Source organism: Parachitinimonas caeni, assembly GCF_030129945.1.
Lineage (GTDB): Bacteria > Pseudomonadota > Gammaproteobacteria > Burkholderiales > Chitinimonadaceae > Parachitinimonas > Parachitinimonas caeni.
Window position 1 is genome coordinate 1 of record NZ_JARRAF010000007.1, and the last position, 20,323, is coordinate 20,323.

Annotated in this window: 15 protein-coding genes and 1 pseudogene; 8 read left to right on the top strand and 8 right to left on the bottom strand. The window is 58.3% G+C overall.

All coding sequences use genetic code 11. The annotated features are described in order from the left end of the window. Positions 1 to 186, top strand: a pseudogene (locus PZA18_RS07665) (IS481 family transposase); the annotation flags it as partial. Between the two features lie 264 nt (positions 187 to 450). Here PZA18_RS07665 and PZA18_RS07670 read toward each other — a convergent pair. Continuing rightward, positions 451 to 1,314, bottom strand: coding sequence for a DMT family transporter (locus tag PZA18_RS07670; protein WP_284100237.1), 864 nt, complete (start codon positions 1,312 to 1,314; stop codon positions 451 to 453). A gap of 242 nt (positions 1,315 to 1,556) precedes the next feature. On the opposite strand from PZA18_RS07670, the gene PZA18_RS07675 reads away from it, so the two are divergent. Beyond that, a complete protein-coding gene (locus tag PZA18_RS07675; protein WP_284100238.1) occupies positions 1,557 to 2,342 on the top strand; it encodes an MOSC domain-containing protein in 786 nt (261 codons plus the stop codon). A gap of 82 nt (positions 2,343 to 2,424) precedes the next feature. Then, complete coding sequence (locus PZA18_RS07680) at positions 2,425 to 3,627, top strand: GAF domain-containing sensor histidine kinase (protein WP_284100239.1); 1,203 nt, start codon at positions 2,425 to 2,427, stop codon at positions 3,625 to 3,627. 1,495 nt (positions 3,628 to 5,122) lie between these two features. On the opposite strand, the gene PZA18_RS07685 is transcribed toward PZA18_RS07680, so the two are convergent. The 3 genes from PZA18_RS07685 to pdxR all read right to left on the bottom strand — a co-directional run bounded on the left by PZA18_RS07685 (position 5,123) and on the right by pdxR (position 8,670). Next, on the bottom strand, positions 5,123 to 6,109 hold the full coding sequence (locus PZA18_RS07685; protein WP_284100240.1) for an AraC family transcriptional regulator: 987 nt from the start codon (positions 6,107 to 6,109) through the stop codon (positions 5,123 to 5,125). A 605-nt stretch (positions 6,110 to 6,714) separates the two neighbouring features. After that, a complete protein-coding gene (locus PZA18_RS07690; protein WP_284100241.1) occupies positions 6,715 to 7,008 on the bottom strand; it encodes a hypothetical protein in 294 nt (97 codons plus the stop codon). A gap of 177 nt (positions 7,009 to 7,185) precedes the next feature. Then, the gene (gene pdxR, locus PZA18_RS07695) at positions 7,186 to 8,670 is read right to left on the bottom strand and encodes a MocR-like pyridoxine biosynthesis transcription factor PdxR (protein WP_284100242.1); all 1,485 of its coding nucleotides are present in this window, start codon (positions 8,668 to 8,670) and stop codon (positions 7,186 to 7,188) included. A gap of 251 nt (positions 8,671 to 8,921) precedes the next feature. Here pdxR and PZA18_RS07700 point away from each other — a divergent pair, with 251 nt between their 5' ends. The 5 genes from PZA18_RS07700 to PZA18_RS07720 all read left to right on the top strand — a co-directional run bounded on the left by PZA18_RS07700 (position 8,922) and on the right by PZA18_RS07720 (position 13,977). Continuing rightward, entirely contained in the window at positions 8,922 to 9,659 is a 738-nt protein-coding gene (locus PZA18_RS07700) for a flagellar brake protein (RefSeq protein WP_284100243.1), read from the top strand. A 96-nt stretch (positions 9,660 to 9,755) separates the two neighbouring features. After that, positions 9,756 to 10,415 (top strand): pyridoxamine 5'-phosphate oxidase family protein, encoded by a 660-nt coding sequence (locus tag PZA18_RS07705; RefSeq protein ID WP_284100244.1) that lies wholly within the window; start codon positions 9,756 to 9,758, stop codon positions 10,413 to 10,415. Positions 10,416 to 10,489: 74 nt separating this feature from the next. Next, a complete protein-coding gene (locus tag PZA18_RS07710) occupies positions 10,490 to 12,100 on the top strand; it encodes a diguanylate cyclase domain-containing protein (RefSeq protein WP_284100245.1) in 1,611 nt (536 codons plus the stop codon). A gap of 193 nt (positions 12,101 to 12,293) precedes the next feature. After that, positions 12,294 to 13,190 (top strand): LysR family transcriptional regulator, encoded by an 897-nt coding sequence (locus PZA18_RS07715; protein WP_284100246.1) that lies wholly within the window; start codon positions 12,294 to 12,296, stop codon positions 13,188 to 13,190. Next, a complete protein-coding gene (locus PZA18_RS07720; protein ID WP_284100247.1) occupies positions 13,183 to 13,977 on the top strand; it encodes a hypothetical protein in 795 nt (264 codons plus the stop codon). Before PZA18_RS07715 ends, PZA18_RS07720 begins: the two co-directional genes overlap by 8 nt. 164 nt (positions 13,978 to 14,141) lie before the next feature. Here the strand turns inward: PZA18_RS07720 and PZA18_RS07725 are convergent, their stop codons facing one another. From PZA18_RS07725 to PZA18_RS07740, 4 genes are all read right to left on the bottom strand, one after another. Continuing rightward, on the bottom strand, positions 14,142 to 16,667 hold the full coding sequence (locus PZA18_RS07725; protein ID WP_284100248.1) for a glycogen/starch/alpha-glucan phosphorylase: 2,526 nt from the start codon (positions 16,665 to 16,667) through the stop codon (positions 14,142 to 14,144). A 100-nt stretch (positions 16,668 to 16,767) separates the two neighbouring features. Continuing rightward, on the bottom strand, positions 16,768 to 18,450 hold the full coding sequence (gene malQ, locus PZA18_RS07730; protein WP_284100249.1) for a 4-alpha-glucanotransferase: 1,683 nt from the start codon (positions 18,448 to 18,450) through the stop codon (positions 16,768 to 16,770). Then, positions 18,393 to 19,406 carry a type I glyceraldehyde-3-phosphate dehydrogenase gene (gene gap, locus PZA18_RS07735; protein ID WP_284100250.1) on the bottom strand — a complete coding sequence of 338 codons (1,014 nt, stop codon included), beginning with the start codon at positions 19,404 to 19,406 and terminating at the stop codon, positions 18,393 to 18,395. Before gap ends, malQ begins: the two co-directional genes overlap by 58 nt. Positions 19,407 to 19,449: 43 nt before the next feature. Next, positions 19,450 to 20,316 (bottom strand): aldo/keto reductase, encoded by an 867-nt coding sequence (locus PZA18_RS07740; protein ID WP_284100251.1) that lies wholly within the window; start codon positions 20,314 to 20,316, stop codon positions 19,450 to 19,452. Positions 20,317 to 20,323 lie beyond the last annotated feature (7 nt).

The window sequence follows — 20,323 nt, forward strand, 5'->3', positions numbered from 1 at the left end:
ACCCGCTTTGCCAGTGCGGCAGAACTCGAAACGACCCTGCGCGACTACCTCATTGCCTACAATCATCACATCCCACAAAAAGCCCTCAACTTCTTGTCTCCGATTGAGGCTATGAAACAGTGGCAGGTTAAACAGCCGGATCTGTTTACGAGGAAAGTTTATAAACAGGCGGAACCTGACACCTAGGCTCTGTTGACATTTTATTTCCGGATCGCGTTTCGTCGGATTTGGGCCTGATGCAAGGAGAAAAGCGCGCCGCTTAGTGGACTAAGCAAGCGGTTTTCGACACGGCAGTAGGCCCAAACCCGGCGAAACCCTCGGGGCCGGGTCGATTTTTGGGGCATGGCGTCGTTAGGGGTCGTTTATTTAGCTCGCTAAACCTCACTCACCCTGCCTAGCCCTGCCCCAAAACTCGACTCGGCGCGACCGGAAACAAAACGTCAACAGAGCCTAGCTCTCGGCCTGCCGCTTGGCTAGCCATACCCCCAGCAAGATCACCGCTGCACCGATGAACTGCTGAGGGGAAAGTGCCTGCCCGAACAGTATCCAGGCCGCCGCAGCGGAAACCACTGGCTGAATCAGCAAGCCCAGCGAAGACAGACGGGCCGGGAGATGTGCCAGGGCATAGGCGATCAAGGTTTGCCCCAACACCTGCGGGACTAGCGCCAACCCAATCAGCACCCACCATCCCTGCAGGCTGGTTGGGAACAGGACTTCCTGGCGAATCAGAGCAAAACCCAGCAGAACCAAGGCTGAGACAGCGCCACTCCACAGCATCAGCCGGCTGGCATCCAGAGATTGCCGGGCGCGCTGTATGGTCATCAAATAGCCGCAATAAAACACGGCGGCAACGATGCCGAGCAGGTCTCCGGGGACACGCGCCGGGTGAAAGGCCAGATGCTCACCTGCCAGCAGGGCTGCGCCGCTGACGGTGATCAACAGGCTGACCAGAAACGCCCGGCTGATCGGTTCGCGCCATAGCAACCAGGATGCCAAAGTAACGAAAATCGGTACGCAGTTGGCAAGAAGGGTGGCGTTGGCAATGGTTGTTAAACTGAGCGAGAGGTGCCAGATACCCAGATCCAGTGCGAAGAAGACCCCTGCTGCGGCAATCAGGCGCCAGTGTGGCTGCCAAGGTGGGGCTTCCTTGGGCAGGCGCAGGCTGATCAGCAGGAAAAAGGGCAGGGCCAGCGCGAGTCGCCAGAAGGCGGAGGCCACCGGGCCGACTTCCGAGATGTGTACCAGAATTCCGGCAAAACCAATCGAGATGCCACCCCCAAGCAAAGCGGGGAAGGCGAAGCGAGCATGCGACATTAGATTTCCTCTTGCCATGACCCGGCCCGCTCAAGCGGCCCGGCCAAAACCAGTATTGTGCCGTATCGCTCGCCAAATACCTGCTTACGCCTGTTTGGCGTACAGATTCAGGAAAATCTGTATGACTGGACATGGCTGGTTACCGCCAAGACTTGATAAGGTGGCCCCCAAATCGGGGGGGATGGCGACGGCGCTGTGTCGAATCCCTACTGTCAGATCATGAACTGTTCCAGGAGCAAAGCATGCAGCTAACTGAAATCTACTCTCACCCACTGAAGTCGGGCCGTGGCAATGCGTTGAACGCAGCCGAGATCGGGCCGATGGGGCTGGCGTTTGATCGGCACTGGATGCTGGTCGATGGGATGGGCAAGTTCATCACCGGCCGGGCTTTCCCACGCATGGTGTTGATCGAAACCCAGCCCGATGCGGCATCGGCCTGCTTTTCTGCGCCGGGGTGCGAGCCATTGCAGGTGAATGTGGTGGACTTCACGGAAAGGCTGGCGACCAATGTCTGGAATTATCAGTTTGATGCCTGGGCCGGCTCTGATGAAGCCGATTTCTGGTTTTCCGACTTTCTTGGCATCCAGTGCCGTCTTGTCTACATCGGTGCGCAGAGCGAGCGCAAATTGCGCATCCAGCCCGATATTCCGATGTCGTTTGCTGACGGCTACCCGCTGCTGCTGATTGGTGAGGCCTCGCTGGCTGATCTGAATGGCCGGCTTGCGCAACCGGTAACCATGCGGCATTTCCGACCTAATCTGGTTATCAGTACCGATGTACCGTTCATTGAAGATCAATGGCAACGATTGCGGATCGGTCAGGTGGAGTTTGAATTGGTGAAGCCTTGCACACGCTGCATTTTCACGACGGTTGATCCGGCCAGTGGTGTTGCTGCTTTGGACGAGCAGCCTTTGCGCACCCTGAATGACTACCGCCTGCTGTCGATGGGTACCTGTTTTGGCATGAACATGCTGGCCCGTACGCAAGGCATCGTTCGGCTGGGGGACTCGGTTACTCTGCTGGCCTGAGGTGGGGAAAGGTTTTTGTTTCGGCGGCGGGGCCTTCTACACTGATTGAATCAGGGATATTGGCTGTTGACAGGAGTCGTCGATGCAAGCCCCCGCGCAACCGAAAGAGGAGGAAGAGCGCATTGCCCGGCTGCTGGCGTTGCGCATTCTGGATACACCCCCGGAAGACCGCTTCGACCGTCTGACCCGGTTGGCAGCGGCTTTGCTGAAGGTGCCGATCGCACTGGTGTCGCTGGTAGACCGCGACCGGCAGTGGTTCAAGTCGAAAGTCGGACTGGAAGCGAGCGAGACGCCGCGTTCCATCTCGTTTTGCGGACATGCCATCTTGCAAAGTGATGTCTTCGTGATTGAAGACGCCACGCAGGACCAACGTTTTGCAGACAATCCACTGGTGACGGGGGCGCCGGATATTCGTTTCTATGCCGGTCAGCCGCTGATGACCAGCGATGGCTTTGCTATGGGCACGCTGTGTGTGATCGACCGGGAGCCCCGCCGGTTTGGCCCGGCCGAGCGCCAGCTGTTGCGTGATCTGGGCACACTGGTTGAAGATGCCCTTGATAATGTCACCCTCAGCAAAGCACTGCGGGCCGAGCGTGAGGCGACCGAGGCCCGCAAGCTCCTGACCATGGCGATTACCCATGATCTACGCACGCCATTGACGGCGATTCGCGGGGCTTTGGGCTTGATCAGCCATCTGCTTGGGCCGACTGGAGATAACCAGGCCCAGTTGGGTGAGCTGCTGGCGATGGCTTCCGGCAATGCCGAGCGCATGAATCGCATGATTGATGACCTGCTCGACTCGGAAAAAGCGGCCAACGGCCAGATGCAATTCGATTGTTCGGCGCAGGACCTTGACGGTATATTGACCCAGGCACTGACTAATATGCGTGGTTATGGTGCGGCAAGCGGTGTCGAGCTGGAGCTGGCTTCGTCAGCGACGGGGCTCAAGGTTGTGGCAGATGGCCAGCGCCTGTTGCGGGCGCTGGATAATCTGATCAGCAATGCGGTGAAGTTTTCGCCGCCTCAAGGCAAAGTGGTGCTGTCTGCCCAAAGACAGGATGGATGGGCCGTGTTGTCGGTGCGGGATTTCGGGCCGGGCATCCCCGCTGAATTCCAGCCCCGTCTGTTTCAGCGTTTTGCTCAGGCAGGTGCTCAGGCATCAAGTTCGGGTCTGGGCCTGTTTCTGGTCAAGGCGATGATCGAAGGCATGGGTGGTCTGATTGGTGTGGAACCCGACCTTCAGCCCGGTGCCTGTTTCACGCTGCGATTGCCCATAGTGGTTTGATTGGCGGGAGTGGTTGTTCGGCTTGCGATGTGTAACCGTATAGGCGATGCCGATGATGCCAAGCACCAGCAGAATGGCACCCAGAATTTTCCAGATACTCCACGGGCGCTCGCCCTGAACTTCGCCGGTCTGGCCATTCACCAGAAAGCGATAAGTCTTGCCCTGATAGCGATAGGCCGATAACCAGATCGGCAGCAGGATGTGCTTGAAGGTAATGTCATAAAACGCCGGGTGCATGGTGGCAATTTGCTGATGATCGCCGCCGATGTCCTGATTGATCGCAATCCTGATATCCGCTTCCATGACTTTCTGCGCCTTGGCAAATGCGGGCTCCAGGCCCACTTGATACGCCTCGACGGTGAATCCGGAAATATAGTCGTCGCGATAAGGTACGAGTGCAGACAGATTCCAGTTTTGCAGGCGGTCTGCCAGTTCGGTTGGCAAAGAGGCGGAGCCATTGATCAGGACGTCGTCAAAATCTACGGCAACATTGCCGGAAACCGGCGTCCAGCGGGTCTTGCGCACCTCCCGCGTGCGGGTGACGGTATCGCCATTGACCTGCTCGGTGTAGCGCTCGGTAACATAGTAGTCATCCCCCCTCGCTCCGGTATAGCGGGTTTCGGTGTGGCTATCGTAAGTCCAGTAGGGCATGTAAATACCCCGCATGCCATTGTCAGCGCGATAGGCATTCTTCAAGGCATTCGGTGCAAACCACAGGCTGTCGATCCAGGCCTTGAACTGCTGCATGGCCTGCTTTTTCTCGATCTGGAACGGCATCAGCGACTTGGGCCGGATCTGCCGGCTGACGTAGGCGTTGGCTGCGATAACCGGCCGGTTGCAGAACGGGCAATTGCCGGCGGTGGTGTTGGCTGGCAGGGTGGATGCCGCACCACATCCCGTACACTTGATGGCCTGCGCCTCCAGCAGTGGTTCGTTACCAGCCCGATTGCGCAGGAAGGTGTCGTAGTCGAGTTCTTCGACGGCTGCTACAACCTCTTCAACCTCTGCTTCGGGAATCTTGTTTTCACTACCGCAATAAGGGCATTGCAGGGCTGATTTGCCGGGTGCGAATTCGAGCTTTGCGCCACAGGCGGTGCAGGGAAATGTCTTGGTGCTCATCTGGCTTGTCCGTCAGTATTTTTAGGGTACGGTTTGTTGGCTGGCGTAGGGGGCTGAGGCGGTATGTTCCGGATAAAGCTTTAGGCTCTGTTGACGTTTTGTTTCCGGTCGCGCCGGGCCGAGTTTTGGGACAGGGCGAGGCAGGGTGAGCGCAGTTTAGCGGGCTAAATAAGCGAACGCTAACGACGCCATGCCCCAAAAATCGACCCGGCCCGGAGGGTTTCGTCGGATTTGGGCCTGCTGCCGCGTTAAAAATCGCTTGCTTAGCCCACTAAGCGGCGCGCTTTTCGCCTTGCATCAGACCCAACTCCGACGAAACGCGATCCGGAAACAAAACGTCAACAGAGCCTAACTGGCTGCCAACTCGAACACCGCTTTATAACGGCCGAACCGGTAAGCACAGCTCACAGCAAAACTCCCCCGTGACAGGATCCTGGCCGCTAGAGGGCGTGAAGCGCTCGAAAACCGGACGTTCGTCGCATTGCAAACCGCTGGCTGGAAGCCACTCACGCATCAGTTGCATCCAGGCATCGCCCAAGGCCAACGCATCACCTTTAAAGCGTGCAACCGCATAACGACCACCGGGCAAGTCATACACCCCGGTCTGACCACCGGGCAGAAATGTCTCAGGAACCGTGACGCAAGCGTCGTAGCGGCATTTATCAGCTGGCGTCACCGCCGGGTCATCCCGCCCGATTCCATAACAAATCGGGTCATCCAGCCCATGAGCCCCTATCCACGGCGCCACGACCTCGCGCCAGTAAGCATTCACCTGCGGCCCATAGCAGCCGATATAGCGGTGATACGCCACGCGAACCCGAGGCAAAGTTGTCATGATGACGTCCATATGCATCTCACTTTCTGGTTGAAGAGAAGGCATATGGTCGTCAATACCTGCCATCGTCACCTGATCAGGCTTGCGGACAAGCTGATCAGGATTGCTGCCATACGACTGTCGCCCTGCCCGCCATTGCGCCAACGCCTGCTGCCGTCTGGACTCGGCGCCCGTGCGCCATGCGCTGGGGCTAAGTCCGTATTTCCGCTTGAAAGCATGGGCCAGCGCTTCGCCCGACCCAAAACCCGTTGAAAGCGCAATCTCCAGAACGGAGACCCGGGTACAACTCAGCCGCATAGCTGCCGTTTCCAGGCGGCGCCGTTGCGCATAATCTCCGACGGTTTCCCCCATCCAGGCGACAAACAGTCGATGAAAGTGGAAGCGCGAAAAGTGGGCGACATCCGCCAATAGCGCCAAGTCCAGCTTGCCGTCCAGATTCCGGTCGATATGGTCGAGGACCCGATTCATACGCCGGTTGTATTCAGCCAAATGGCCATGTGCCTCGGCGGTTAAGTGATTTGCTGTCATGGCACGTAGTTTAGGTTCTGTTGACGTCAGGTTTACAGAACCTGGCTGTAATAGGCCGATTTGTTCGTCGAGCACCGCAGCCCCCGGACGCTCAAGATGAATTGCCTGCAGTAGCAATCAGGGCAATTGACCTGGCCATTGCGGTGAATTAGTCCAATCGAATAACGCCATACCGCAGCGCATCAATTTTGGCAGAAATTGCTGGGGTTATTGCGCCGCAATAAATTTCTCATCCACATACAAATGACCAACAGTCTTTGAAATTTTCGGGTATTGCTTTCATCCCTCGCCTGACAATCATCCAGCTTCAATCAGTTTTATTGCTTCCGACCATAGAAAAGATGGTCATTGCTGTGACACCATCAAGATAAATAAATCCGGCCGAATTTAATAAATACCCGGCATTTTCATCATGAAACAGAATTGCGATGCAACATGAAATGTTAGGCGCGACCACCCATTCAGCTATAACTGAAAAATACCAGCCTCCCTTTCTTTTATTTGCCAATCAGGTAAATCACAAAAAACAAAAGCGCAGACCACTTTCGTAGCCTGCGCTTTGTCGCAACGTAAACTCAGTTGCTGATTAATTCTTTGATAGTTGATCAGTGCGCCAGATCAGTCCCACCATTGCTACCTGGCTTATTCATGTTGACCGGACAGTAACCATCGACCTGACTTTTTTCTTTCTGGAAAAAAACAGTCAGCATGCTTGAAGCGGCCGTGAACATCCAGAAGGCAAAAAAACCGAGCGAATAAGCCAGCAATCTGCTGGTGAATAGCGGCTCGCCGCTAACGGTTAGTTCCAGCGGATCAAACAAGGCAAAAAACAGGCAATTGAGTGCCCCAGCCGCTACAAATGATGGCCAGAGTATCAGGATCAGGCGCTTGGCTAACACAAATATCTCCTTTTCTTCCTTTGGATGGAGAAGTCGTAGTGGCTTCCCTCGAAATACGAGTCTGAGAATCGACGTTCCACTCTAGCCGGCACGCTTTAGATTACTAGCTCATTATTGATTCGCGTCAAGGCGATTTATGAGCTGCATCCTACTCCGAGCTTTTGTTGCTGAAAACCCCTAAATAAAACTGGTCAAACAATGCGCCAAATGCTGTACAGCAGGCGCCATTTCCTCTTCTCTGACGGCGGCATAACCCAGCACCAAACCCCTTTGTTTTTCGGGGCTCAAGCAGTATTCAGACAAGGGGGGCGCAATGATGTCTTTTGCCAACACTGCCAGGCTTATCGCCCGGTCATCACACGCTGCCGGCAAAGGTGCCAGCAGGTGAATGCCGGTATCTCCACCGGTTAAAGGCACGGCATCGCCCAACTCGGCTTGCCAGTGGTCGCGCAGCAACTGCTGTCGTTGCGCGTAGCATGCGCGCATGCGCTTGATGTGCATGGCAAGGTGGCCATCAGCAATGAAGTCCGCCAGCGCCAGCTGCTGGGGGTAGGCCGTCTCACGGTACAACCTGGCCAGCATCCGCCTAGCCGGTTCGACGAGGGAGAGGGGTAGCACCATATAGCCGATGCGCAGGCCCGGAAACATCATCTTGCTGCAGGTGCCAAGGTAGGCAACCTGCCCGTTACGGTCTAAACCTTGCAGCGCCGCCAGCGGCCTGCCGCCGTAGCGAAACTCGCTGTCGTAATCGTCTTCGATGATCCAGGCCCCCGTTTCGGCAGCGTATTCAAGCAAGGCCAGACGCCGCGCCAGACTCATGACGCTACCCGTTGGGTACTGATGAGAGGGCGTGATGTAGATCAGCCGGGGGCTTGGGCCTGGGCTGGCTTGCCAGTTCAGCCCCTCGCCATCCACCGGCATGGCTTGCAGCCGCAGGCCATTGGCCTGAAACGCCGCCACCGTGCCAGGATAGCCAGGCTCTTCGACCCAGGCCCGATCGCCCGCATCAGCCAGCAGCCGCGCCAATAGATCCAGTGATTGCTGTGTACCGCTGGTCACCACGATCTGTTCTGCCGCGACATCAACCGAACGCGCCAGCTTCAGATAGTCCGCCAATGCCCGCTTGAGGGCGGAATGGCCGCCAGCAGACAGATAATCCAGTTCTGCCGGGTTGGTTTGCCGCCAGTGGCGCGCCAGCAGGCGCTGCCAAACCGCCAGCGGAAACGCCTGAATGTCCGGCCGCCCCGGAACAAACGCATGACCCGAGCGGGGCGCCCTCTCCCCCCGAGTCGCCAGCGCCACCAGCCACTGCGAAGCCCGCCTTGATACCCCTCCCATTGCTGGCGCTGCAGGTTTCGGCTCGGGCCGGCGCGCTGCCGGTAAAACCGCCGACACATAGCTGCCAGAGCCATGCCGCGTCTGCAGATAGCCTTCTGCCAGCAGCTGTTCGTAAGCAAACAGCACCGTATTGCGCGCAATCGCCAGCTCCTGCGCCAAGGCACGCGACGAGGGCAGGCGACAGTCTGCGGTGAGTTGCCCGGCCAGAATCATTTCGCGTAAGGCGCGATAGATCTGGCGATTTTGCGGCACGCCATCTTGCCGGATGCGGCCTTGCAGCGCCTCGGCCAACCAGTCGGCCGTAAAAGTGGCTCCATTGTTCATTACGCTATTGGCTCTTTTGATATATCCACTTCCATCTTAGGCTTTGCAAACCTTGTTTAACTAGATGGGCGTCAGCGCCGATATGCCAGATTGCTTCCCCCCTACCCTACCTACCGGTTCAGGCCATTCCCACCTGTTCTGGACGGCAAGCTCTGCTACAACAAAAGAAACGCTTGGGCTCGGCTTGTCGGCTTTGGTGCGGACGGCATGGTGCCGGCAAACAATCAGCGCTCTGGGCAAAGAAATCTGGCATGGACAAGACCGAACACGTCAAAGACTGGCACTCCGCAGCCGAAGGCACACAGCTACTGGTGCGCTCCGCTGTGGAAATTGCCCAGATTCTGGAAACGGTGGTGGCGCAAAAAGCCCCTGTCAGCGCTTACCTTCAAGAGCAGGATTTGCTGTTTGTGTCGCGACTACGCGATGTGAATCGCGCCAAGCAGACGCTGGTGCTCGATTACTGCGAAAACCGGGCAGCCAATCTGGCGGTGCTGGAGCAGGACAATCTGAGCTTTCACAGCCACTGCCCTGGCGGGCAGGTGGAATTCACGGGTGGCAAAGCCAGCGAAATCGTCGTCGGCCGCAAACTCTATCTGCGGCTGAATTTTCCGTCTTTTGTCCTCGTCACCCAGCGGCGCCTGCACCGCAGGGTACCCACGCCACCCGATATTTCGTTGCGCTGTCTGGCCGATGCCGGGGGCATCCTGTCATTCGAAGCCCGCATCATCGACATCAGCCTGTCGGGTTTCAGTGCCTTGCTCTACGACGAGCATATCCAGCTACCCGAGGGAACCTTACTCAGGGGCTGCGAAATCGTTCACCCCCAGGGCAGCCTGGCCAATATCGATCTGGAAGTGCGTCACTCGATGGCGGTCACCCTGCCCGATGGCAGCACTGCCCGGTGCTCGGGCTGCCGCTTGCTGGGACGCCCCCTGGCAATCGAAGAGCTGATGCGGCTGTTCATCACACCCGCCAAGCCCGGCAGCTGAGCAAGCCGCCCATCCGCCCCCCACATCCGGCAATCAACCATAACCAGGCTCCCTGCAGCCCGCAGGGTGCGTTATATCTACGCTGAAGGCATTACCATGAATCCATTTGCCCCTACCGCCAACACCCGAGTCCGGCGCCACCCCGAGCGCGCCAGTTACGACCCCGCCACGGTCTACGCCATTATTGATGATGCCTACTGCTGCCAGGTGGCATTCAACCTGGGCGATGACATCCATCAGATTCCGACCGCCTGCTGGCGTGAGGGTAACTATTTATATATTCACGGCAGCAATGGCAGCCGCATGGTGCGGGCCCTGGCATCCGGCAGCCGCTGCTGCGTCGGCATTACGCATGTGGATGGGCTGGTACTGGCACGATCCGCTTTCTCCAGCTCGATGAACTACCGCTCTGTATTGATCTATGGCCAGTTCGAGATTGTGGAAGACCCCGGTCACAAACTCGAAGCCCTCCACCAGTTCATGGAATTTCTCTGTGCCGGTCGCTGGCAAGAGGCGCGACAACCCAATAGCAAGGAACTGGCCGCCACGACTGTGCTGCGAATACCCATTGAAGAAGTCGTCGCTAAAACCCGCAGCGGCCCACCCAAAGACGACACCGAAGACTATGCCTTGCCCATCTGGGCAGGGGTGCTGCCGCTGCAAGCCCAAGCAGCTCCACCCATTGCCGACCCCCAGCTTGCCAGCGACGTACCGCTTCCCGCATACCTGAGAGCGCACTGCGCCGAGGCCCACTGATCATCCCAAGATTGGGCGGAATCCCGTCGAGACTCGCACTATGCTGAAGCATTGGCACTCGACGGGTAAGCTTCGTGGGCATTCGCGGAAAAATTCTGATCTGGTTCGGGCTGTTGTTTGTCTTGCTGGCCAGCGCCAACCTGTACTTCCTGCGTCAAAGCGTGTTGCCCAGCTTTGTCGAACTGGAACAGAAATCTGCGCTTGATAACGTCAGCCGCGTTGTCCAGAGCCTCGATAACGAACTGGATCATCTGGACAACCTGCTCAATGAATGGGCAGCCTGGGATGACGTCTACAACTATGTCGTGACCCACGACGTCAATTTCGCCCGAGGCAATCTGAACGATGACACGCTGGTCACCGCCAGAGTGTCGTTGATGGGCTTATACGACGGTCAAGGCAACACCTTATTTGAGCGTGCTCTTCAGCTCGAAACGCGAGAACCCCAAAACATCTCGTCGCTGTTTGCTCGTAGCAGTCCCTACTTCAAACCTCTGATCACCGATAACCCCATGGCCAACGGCTGTGGGGTACTCAAAGCAGCCCCTGGCATCTTCCTGGCCTGCTGGCGTCCCGTCCTCCGCTCTGACCGTACCGGCCCCCCACACGGCAAGGTTCTGATGGGGCGTTTAATTGATGCGCAGCTGGTACGCCGCCTCGAATCCCAAACCCAGATCAAATTCAACTTGCAGTTCGAACACCCGGCCAGCATGCAGCATGGCAAAAAGCCGGACCAGTGGCATGGCGTTGCCACCAGCAACCGACTCGGCAACGCGATTGTTGATGTTCAAGACCGGAAAAGAGAATTCGTGCTCGATTGGCATATGTACGATGCCCTGCGCCAACCCACCGGCCATCTGGTTCTGATTGTGCCGCGCCGCATCACCCTGCAAGGTGAAGAAGCCCTGCATCTGGCGTTGGGGCAGATCACCGCATCGGCCGCCATAGCGGTATTGATCCTGCTGGTCCTGATCCACTTCACCTTGATCCGGCGCCTGAGTTCATTGGCCCGCACAGTCGCCACCATCAGCCGCAATCATCATTGGGAGCGCCGCACCGGGGTACACGGCCGTGACGAAATCGGCCACCTCGCCGATAGCGTTAACGGACTGCTCGCTGTCATCGAGAAACATGTTGCCGAATTACGTGATCTCTCACTGGTCGATTCTCTTACCGGCATTCCCAACCGACGCAGTTTCGACCTGCGTCTGGATCTCGAAATCCAGCACCACCACCGAGCATCGACTACCATGGCCCTGATCCTGATCGACATCGATCATTTCAAGCCATACAACGATCACTATGGCCACGCATTGGGCGATACCACACTGAGACAAGTTGCTCAGGCGCTTGCCCGATCAATACGACGTTCAACAGATTTGATTGCAAGATATGGCGGCGAGGAATTTGTAGCGATCCTCCCGCACACAGACTTTGCCGGAACTCAGCTAGTAATTGATAAAATGCGTCATGCTGTAGCGAGTCTGTCGATTCCTCATGCCTGGTCAGACACCAGCGCGCAGGTAACTATCAGTATTGGCGCAGTTGTGGGCGTGCCGGAAGACCATACAACCTCAACTGAAATGATCGAAGCGGCAGACAATCAACTCTATTGCGCCAAGCATGGAGGACGGAACAAAGGTGCTATTGGCACTTTTCCAACAGTTCAAACAGCAAGACAATAGAATTGAAGCTATATATGGTTATATCGAATGGTCATTATTTGAATCAGAATCAACTCGCTTATTCAAATAATTGCGGCTATTAATCAGTAAAAAAGGGTTTCTACTAATCGCATATGACAATAGCTTTAGTTACCATAGCCGGCTCGCCGAAGGCTTCAATCGGCACGGTTGATTACAGAGCAAGGAACGAGTCATGAGAATTTCGCTGGACGCCTTGATGGTATTGGATGCCATCGACAGGCGCGGTAGTTTTGCCGCTGCCGCCAACGAGTTGCACCGCGTTCCGTCCGCGATCACCTACACGATACAAAAACTCGAACAAGACCTGGACGTGCAGTTATTTGACCGCGGCGGACATCGCGCCAAACTTACCCAAGCCGGTATCGAGCTGCTGACCGAAGGTCGCACGCTGCTCGAAGCGGCTACCGCGCTCGAAGCGCGAGTAAAGAGAGTTGCCACCGGCTGGGAGGCCGAGCTGAAAATTGCCATCGGCGATCTCATCCCGATCGACTACGTACTCGACCTTATTGGCGAGTTCGATACCATGGGCAGCGATACCCGTATCCGCCTGGTTCACGAATCCTATGGCGGGGTTTGGGATGCACTGGTCAGTGGCCGTGCCGATCTGGCCATCGGCGCACCCGATTTCGGCCCATCCAATGGCTTCCGCTGGCGCAAGCTGGCCGAAGTGGAGTTCGTGTTTGTGGCAGCGCCCTGGCATCCATTGGTCTCAGAAACCCAGCCGATTCCCACGACCGTCGTGCGTAAGCACCGTTCGATTTCGGTAAGCGATAGCTCACGTAATCTGCCACCGCGCACCTCGGGAGTAGCCTCGGGCCAGATCACCCTGTCTGTGCCAACGCACGAGGCTAAGCTGGCCGCTCAGCTGGCTGGATTGGGGGTAGGTTTCCTGCCTCGACGCATGGCAGCACCGTTTATTGCCAGTGGAGAGCTGGTTCAGCTTGAGGTCGAAGAACCCAAGAGCACCGCCTTGCTGAATACCGCATGGCCTACCAAGCAACGCGGCAACGGTCTGAAGTGGTTTGTTGACCGTTTGTCCGATCCTGAAGTGCAGGCACGTTTTGCCTGAGTCTTTCAATGAGTCCGGGCCCGGCCCGGATTCGCAACCGCCCTGCCTGCTGATCCCGGCTGCTGGCGGTAATCTGGCCGGCCAGCTCATCGGTCGGTTGCAACGAGGCGGCTTCCCAGTCTCCTCGGATCAGGCGGAGTGGTTACAAGCACCCCGTCGTGCGGTCTGGCTTCTACCCAACCTGCCAGACCAACTCCCGCCCTTACCCGGTTGCGAGTTGATCATCGACTCGCGTCCCCTCCCCCCTGCACTGGCCATTGCGCTCGCTAGCGATGCCGCCAAGCTGGGCATGCGTTATCTTGATCTCGCCGTACAGGATTCCCCCTTTGCCGCACTGCATGGTTATGCCATGGCGGTCGGAGGCTCCCATGCGGTGGCAAGCTTTGCTCGCCCCTGGCTGGATTGCCTGGCCCCCATCCGTGGAGGCTGGTGGCACTGTGGCGAGGCCGGAGCGGCCTCGTTTGTAACCAGCCTGCTCGGCCAATGGCAAGGCAGCCTGGCGCAGGCACTACAAATCAGCTCCGCCTGGCTTTCCAATCCAGCCAGCGTGATGGCGGGGATCACCGCCTTGCATGGCCGGCACCAGGTTTTGCTGAATACGCTGGCAACCATGGCGGCCCAATATCTGGCCAGCACCGAGGGCGAAGTCTTCAGCGGCGAGGTATACCCTAGCCAGCTGCTTGCCGGACTCCCCAGCTTCGACGCCCCAGCCACAGATTCCCCCGCACGCCGTCTGGCCCGATTTCTGGTCTGGTTAGGCAACCAGGGCATGACGCGCCCAGCCTGACACCCCTGGCGCTGTTGACCAAAAAAATGGGCCGGTTGGTGCCGGCCCGATAACGCTTCACTGATACGACGGATGAAAATCCTGTACAGCCTGTTCAAGGCCAGTTGCAGGGGTCGTCAGAGGAATGGCGCCTCCTGACCCCTGCCGACCGTCCAGGCTGGCTTTCAATCGTTGGCAAGCACCTCCCTCAATGGCTGTACCTGCCAGATGTCTCGCGCGTATTCACGGATCGTCCGGTCTGACGAGAAGAAGCCCATGCTCGCCACGTTGAGGATTGCCTTACGGGTCCATTCCGCCTGATCACGGTATTGCGTGTCCACCTTGTCCTGGCAGGCCACATAGTCGGCATAGTCGGCCAGCAGGAAGTAGCGATCGCCTTGATCCAGCAAGGAATACACAATTGGATGGAAACGGTTGGGTTCTTCTGGCGAGAAGAAGCCCGAACCAATCTGGGTCAGCACCTGCCGCAGCTCGGCGTTCTCGTCATAGAAGGCACGCGGCTGGTAGCCATTGCGTTCCAGCTCCTGCACCTGGGGCGTGGTTTTGCCAAAGATGAAGATGTTGTCCCAACCGGCATGGGCACCGATCTCGATATTGGCACCATCGAGCGTGCCAATGGTCAGGGCGCCGTTCAGCGCCAGCTTCATATTGCCGGTGCCCGATGCCTCGGTACCAGCGGTGGAGATCTGCTCGGAGAGGTCTGCTGCCGGCATCAAGGTCTCGGCGACCGAGACGCTGTAATTGGGCACGAACACCACTTTCAGCTTGCCACCGATGCGCGGGTCGTTGTTGACCTTGTTGGCGACATCATGGATCAGCTTGATGATCAGCTTGGCCTGGAAGTAAGCCGACGCCGCCTTGCCCGCAAAGATCACCGTGCGCGGCACCCAGTCGGCATCGGGGTTGGCGAGGATGCGGTTGTAGCGGGTGATCACATGCAGCACATTCAGCAGCTGCCGCTTGTATTCGTGGATGCGCTTGACCTGTACATCAAACAACGAGGCCGGGTTCACCGCCACGCCCGTGGTATCGGCAATCAACTTGGCCAGCTTCTGCTTGTTGGCCAGTTTGATGGCGCGGAACTGTTCGGCAAACGCGGCCTCGTCAGCCAGCGGCTTGAGCTTGGCCAGCTGGTCCAGATCCGTCCGCCAGCCACGACCGATCTTGGCGTCGATCAGTGCCGACAAGCCTGGGTTGCATTGGGCCAGCCAGCGGCGCGGGGTCACGCCGTTGGTCATATTGGTGAAGCGGCCGGGGAAGATACGGGCGAAATCGGCAAAGATGGTTTCCACCATCAGATCCGAATGCAGCTTGGAGACGCCATTCACCTTGTGGCTGGCAACGATGCTCAGATAACCCATGCGCACCCGCTTGCCGTGCTCTTCGTCGATCAGCGACACCCGGCGCAACAAGTCGTTGTCGTCACCAAAACGGCGACGGACATCCTGCAGGAATTCGTGGTTGATGCAGTAGATGATTTCCAGATGACGTGGCAGCAGAGCGCCCATCATCTCCACCGGCCAGGTTTCCAGTGCCTCGGGCATCAAGGTGTGGTTGGTATACGAGAAGATACGGCTGCACAGCGCCCAGGCGCGGTTCCATTCCACGCCATAGATATCCACCAGAATCCGCATCAGCTCAGGGACCGCGATGGCCGGATGGGTGTCATTCAGGTGGACGGCTACCTTGTCGGCCAGACCATCCAGACTGACGCGACTGGCTTCCGCACCGGTATGGTCCATATCTGCATGGCTTTGCAGATGACGGCGAACGATGTCCTGCAACGAGGCCGAGCAGAAGAAATACTGCTGCAGCAGCCGCAATTCACGGCCCTGCTGGGTGCTGTCATCCGGGTAGAGCACCCGTGACACGTTCTCGGCGCGGTTCTTGTCTTCGGTGGCGGCCAGATACTCACCACGGCTGAACAGCTTGAGGTCGATTTCATCCGCTGCACGGGCCGACCACAGACGCAGGGTGATCACGCTATCGGTTTCATGGCCGGGGATGATCGTGTCGTAGGCCATCGCTTGCAGCGTCTTGGCACCCACCCAGCTGGCACGGCCCTGCGCATCGTGTTCCACCCGACCGCCGTACTGCACCTTGTACTGCACCTCGGGACGGGGGAATTCCCACGGGTTGCCGGCAGCCAGCCAGTGGTCCGGTGTTTCAACCTGACGGCCATCCTGAATCTTCTGGGCAAACATGCCGTAATCGTAACGGATGCCATAGCCAAAGCCGGGCAAACCCACGGTTGCCATCGAATCCAGAAAGCAGGCGGCCAACCGACCGAGGCCACCATTCCCGAGGGCCGCATCCGGCTCTTCGGCTTTCAGCTCTTCCAGATCGAGCCCCATTTGCTGCAGCGAATCACGGCACTGGTCGTACAAGCCCACCGCCATCAGGCCATTCGACAGCGCCCGGCCAATCAGGAACTCGGCCGACAGGTAGTACACCCGCTTCACATCATGCTGGTATTGCAGGCGCGTGGTGTTCATCCAGCGCTCGACCAGACGGTCGCGCACGGTATGCGCCAGGGCGTTTTCCCAATCACCGGGCTTGGCGGCAATCGGGTCTTTGCCCACGGTGTACAGCAGATGGTTGGCCAATGAATGCTGGATCGAAACAGTGTCACGGCCAGGAGGATCGTAATCGAACGCAACCGGACGTGCAGAGGGCTTGGCTTGGGTCATGGCTAGAGTTTCTCGCGGGGAATTTTTTATAGTCGGATAGGTAAATCAGGCGCAGTGTCAGTCAGCCTTGCGCGGCAGTTACCAGACGCTGCGCCCGGCATCAACCGAGGCGCTGGCATTCTGCCGTCATCTGCGCCAACCAGTCGGCATGCCAGTCCACCAGATGGCTGGCGTCGTAGCGGTACTGCCACTGGTGTTCGGCACGGCCGGGGAAGTTCATGCGGCAGTCGCTGGCCTGTGCCAGAACATCCTGCATCGGCACAATGGCGATAACGGAGCGCGACGCCCAGATGCGGCGAACCAGATCCCGCACGATCGACACTTCGTCTGTGGCCTGGCTATAGCGGCAGACAAATTCGCGCACCGACTGCGCCGAAGCGCGATACCAGCCCAGCGTCGTGTCGTTGTCGTGGGTGCCGGTGTAAGCCACGCTGTCTTCCTCGTAGTTCTCGGGCAGGAAGGCATCTGCCGGATTACAGCTCTCGATGCCGAACTGGAAGATCTTCATGCCGGGGAAGCCGAAAGCACGACGCAAGGCCGTGACTTCTTCGGTAATCGTGCCCAAGTCTTCGGCAATGATCGGCTGAGGACCAAAGCGCGCCTGCAGGCGCTCGAACAGCTCGTGGCCATTCGGTTGCACCCAGCGGCCATGTTCGGCGGTCGGGTCACCACCGGGGATCTCCCAATACGCCTCGAAACCCCGGAAGTGGTCGATGCGAACGATGTCGTATAACTCGAACTGCTTGGCAAAGCGGTCGAGCCACCAGCCCAGCACCGCCTCGCGGTTATCAAACCAGCGGTAATGCGGATTGCCCCACAGCTGCCCTGTCGGCGCAAAGCCATCGGGCGGACAACCCGCCACAAACAGCGGCCGCGATTCGGCATCAAACTGGAACAGCTGCTTGTTGGCCCAGACGTCAGCTGAGTCATCACCGACGAAGATCGGAATATCGCCTACGATGCTGATCTGCTTTGAATTGGCGTAGGCACGCAACGCGGCCCATTGTCTTTGGAATTCAAACTGGATGAAACGGTGGTAATCCAGCTCGGCCCGGCACTCGGCCAACAGCACATCGCGGCGGGCTGGCGAGCAGAACTTGTCTTCGTCCGGCCAGTCGCGCCAGCAACGTTGGTCATGCCGCTGTTTAAGTGCCATGAACAGCGCAAAGTCATCGAGCCAATGGCGGTTCTCGGCCAGAAACTTGTGGTAGTCCTCGGCCAAGGCCCCCTCGCGCCGTGCCGGAAAACGCTCGTAGGCTTTGCGCAGCAGACGATTGCGATAATCCATCATCCAGCCGAAATCGACAGTCTGTACCGGGAAAGCCGGTGGATTCGCCACATCGGCGGCATCCAGCAGTCCATCCGCCACCAGCCGGTCGAGGCTGAGCAGCCAAGGATTGCCGGCAAACGCTGACGCTGCTGAGTAGGGTGCATTGCCATAGCCTGTCGGCCCCAAGGGTAATACCTGCCACAGCCGCTGGCGGGCCTTCGCCAGAAAATCAACAAAGCGATAAGCCTCCTCCCCCATATCGCCGCTGCCATAGCGGCCAGGGAGTGAAGTCAGATGCAACAGCACACCTGAGCTGCGGCGAAACGGGGTGGTGGTCATTGCCTGCTCTCCAATACATAAACGGCGGGTCCGGCTGGCCGTTTCAGCCGTGACATCAAAATCTTGCCACCCCGTCCTGCGAGAGAAAGGGCTAGCGGTTGGTCTGGCACTTCGGCTTACTTCGCCGTCATCAACGCCTTGGTGGCATCCAGCATCCGGTTGGCGTAGCCCCACTCGTTGTCGTACCAGGCCAGAACCTTCACCAGCCGGTTGGGGCCAACCTTGGTCTGGGTCGCATCAAAGGTGCAGGAAGCCGGGTTGTGGTTGAAGTCGATCGAGACCAGCGGCTTGGTGTTGTATTGCAGGATGCCGTCCTTTGAACTCGCAGCGGCGGCCTTAACAATGGCATTGATCTCATCCTTGGTGGTGTCACGCCCTGCGACAAAGGTCAGATCAACCAGCGAGACATTGATGGTGGGCACCCGCACCGCCAGCCCATCGAGCTTGCCGGCCAGTTCCGGCAATACCAGACCAATCGCGGCAGCCGCCCCGGTCTTGGTCGGGATCATCGACTGGGTCGCCGAACGGGCGCGGTGCAGATCGCTGTGATAAAGATCCGTCAGAACCTGATCATTGGTATAGCTATGGATGGTCGTCATCTGCCCGGTTTCAATGCCCACGGCGGCATGCAGGGCCTGCGCCAGCGGGGCCAGACAGTTGGTCGTGCAGGAGGCGTTCGAGATCACCGTATGCTCAGCCCGCAGGGTGTCGTCGTTGACGCCATACACCACGGTCGCATCGACATCGTTGCCGCCCGGCGCGGAAATCACCACCTTCTTGGCGCCGGCAGTGATATGCGCGCTGGCTTTGGCCTTGCTGGTGAACAGGCCGGTACATTCGAGCACCACATCCACCTTCAATTCCGCCCAGGGCAATTTGGCCGGATCACGCTCCGACAGGTAACGAATACGGTCGCCATTCACCAGTAGAAAATCGCCATCCATGCCCACTTCGGCCTTGAAGCGACCGTGTACCGAGTCGTACTCGGTCAGATGGGCATTGACTGACAGTTCGCCCAGATTGTTGATGGCGACAATTTCAAACTCGTTGCGGCGCTGGTATTCGTACAGGCCGCGCAGCACGTTACGGCCGATACGGCCATAGCCATTGATTGCGATACGGATAGTCATGCTGGTCTCCTGGGTACGGGGTCTACGGTTTCTGAATGTGGATTCAGGGCACGGGGACGCCGCGAGCGGCTTCCCACAGTTCAAACCAATGCTGGCGGTCCAGCGCAATCGATTGCGCGGCCACCAGCTGGCGGATGCGCTCGATCTTGCCGCTGCCGATAACCGGATGAATCCGGGCCGGGTGGCGCAACAACCAGGCAATCGCCAACTGCTCGGGGGTGGCATTCAACTGCTCGCCGAGCCGTGCCAGTGTCGCTGTCAGCACCTCGCTTGCCGCCGCCAGACCACCGCCCGCCAGCGGTGACCATGACTGTGGGGCGATACGGTGCTGTTGGCAGTGGTCGAGCGTGCCATCGGTCAGCGCTGCAGACTGCCGCAGTGAAATTTCAATCTGATTGGTGCGCAGGGGTTGATCGAGCCGGCTCTGTAGCAGATCGAACTGGGCCGGGGTGAAATTGGACACCCCGAAACTCGCCACCTTGCCGCTCTGTTGCAGACAGTTGAAGGCTTCCGCCACCTCATCGGCATCGAGCAGGGGGTCAGGCCGGTGAATCAACAGGCACTCAAGCTGCTCGGCGCCCAGATCGGCCAGCGACCTCTCGGCCGACGCAACGATATGGGCCGCGCTGGTGTTGTAGTGCTTGACCCGATGAGCGGGTCGCGCCTCGGCCTTGAGGGCGATGCCACACTTGGAAATCAGACGGATGCGTGCATACAGGCTGGGCCGGCGCTTCAACGCTGCGCCAAACAGCGCCTCACAGTGATAGCCGTGATAGATGTCTGCCAGATCGAAGGTATCAATGCCCTCATCCAGACAGGCCTCGACCAGATCAGCCACTTCGGCCGCAGACTTCTGCCAGTTGCCGATACGCCAGATGCCAAGAATCAGACGGGAAAATGGGGTGTTCATCTTCTAT

Coding starts and splice junctions, on each gene's coding strand:
- PZA18_RS07700 (WP_284100243.1), top strand. CDS start 8,922: ATGGACAAGACCGAACACGTCAAAGACTGGCACTCCGCAGCCGAAGGC.
- PZA18_RS07680 (WP_284100239.1), top strand. CDS start 2,425: ATGCAAGCCCCCGCGCAACCGAAAGAGGAGGAAGAGCGCATTGCCCGG.
- PZA18_RS07675 (WP_284100238.1), top strand. CDS start 1,557: ATGCAGCTAACTGAAATCTACTCTCACCCACTGAAGTCGGGCCGTGGC.
- PZA18_RS07685 (WP_284100240.1), bottom strand. CDS start 6,109: ATGACAGCAAATCACTTAACCGCCGAGGCACATGGCCATTTGGCTGAA.
- PZA18_RS07740 (WP_284100251.1), bottom strand. CDS start 20,316: ATGAACACCCCATTTTCCCGTCTGATTCTTGGCATCTGGCGTATCGGC.
- gap (WP_284100250.1), bottom strand. CDS start 19,406: ATGACTATCCGTATCGCAATCAATGGCTATGGCCGTATCGGCCGTAAC.
- pdxR (WP_284100242.1), bottom strand. CDS start 8,670: ATGAACAATGGAGCCACTTTTACGGCCGACTGGTTGGCCGAGGCGCTG.
- PZA18_RS07715 (WP_284100246.1), top strand. CDS start 12,294: ATGAGAATTTCGCTGGACGCCTTGATGGTATTGGATGCCATCGACAGG.
- PZA18_RS07670 (WP_284100237.1), bottom strand. CDS start 1,314: ATGTCGCATGCTCGCTTCGCCTTCCCCGCTTTGCTTGGGGGTGGCATC.
- PZA18_RS07705 (WP_284100244.1), top strand. CDS start 9,756: ATGAATCCATTTGCCCCTACCGCCAACACCCGAGTCCGGCGCCACCCC.
- PZA18_RS07725 (WP_284100248.1), bottom strand. CDS start 16,667: ATGACCCAAGCCAAGCCCTCTGCACGTCCGGTTGCGTTCGATTACGAT.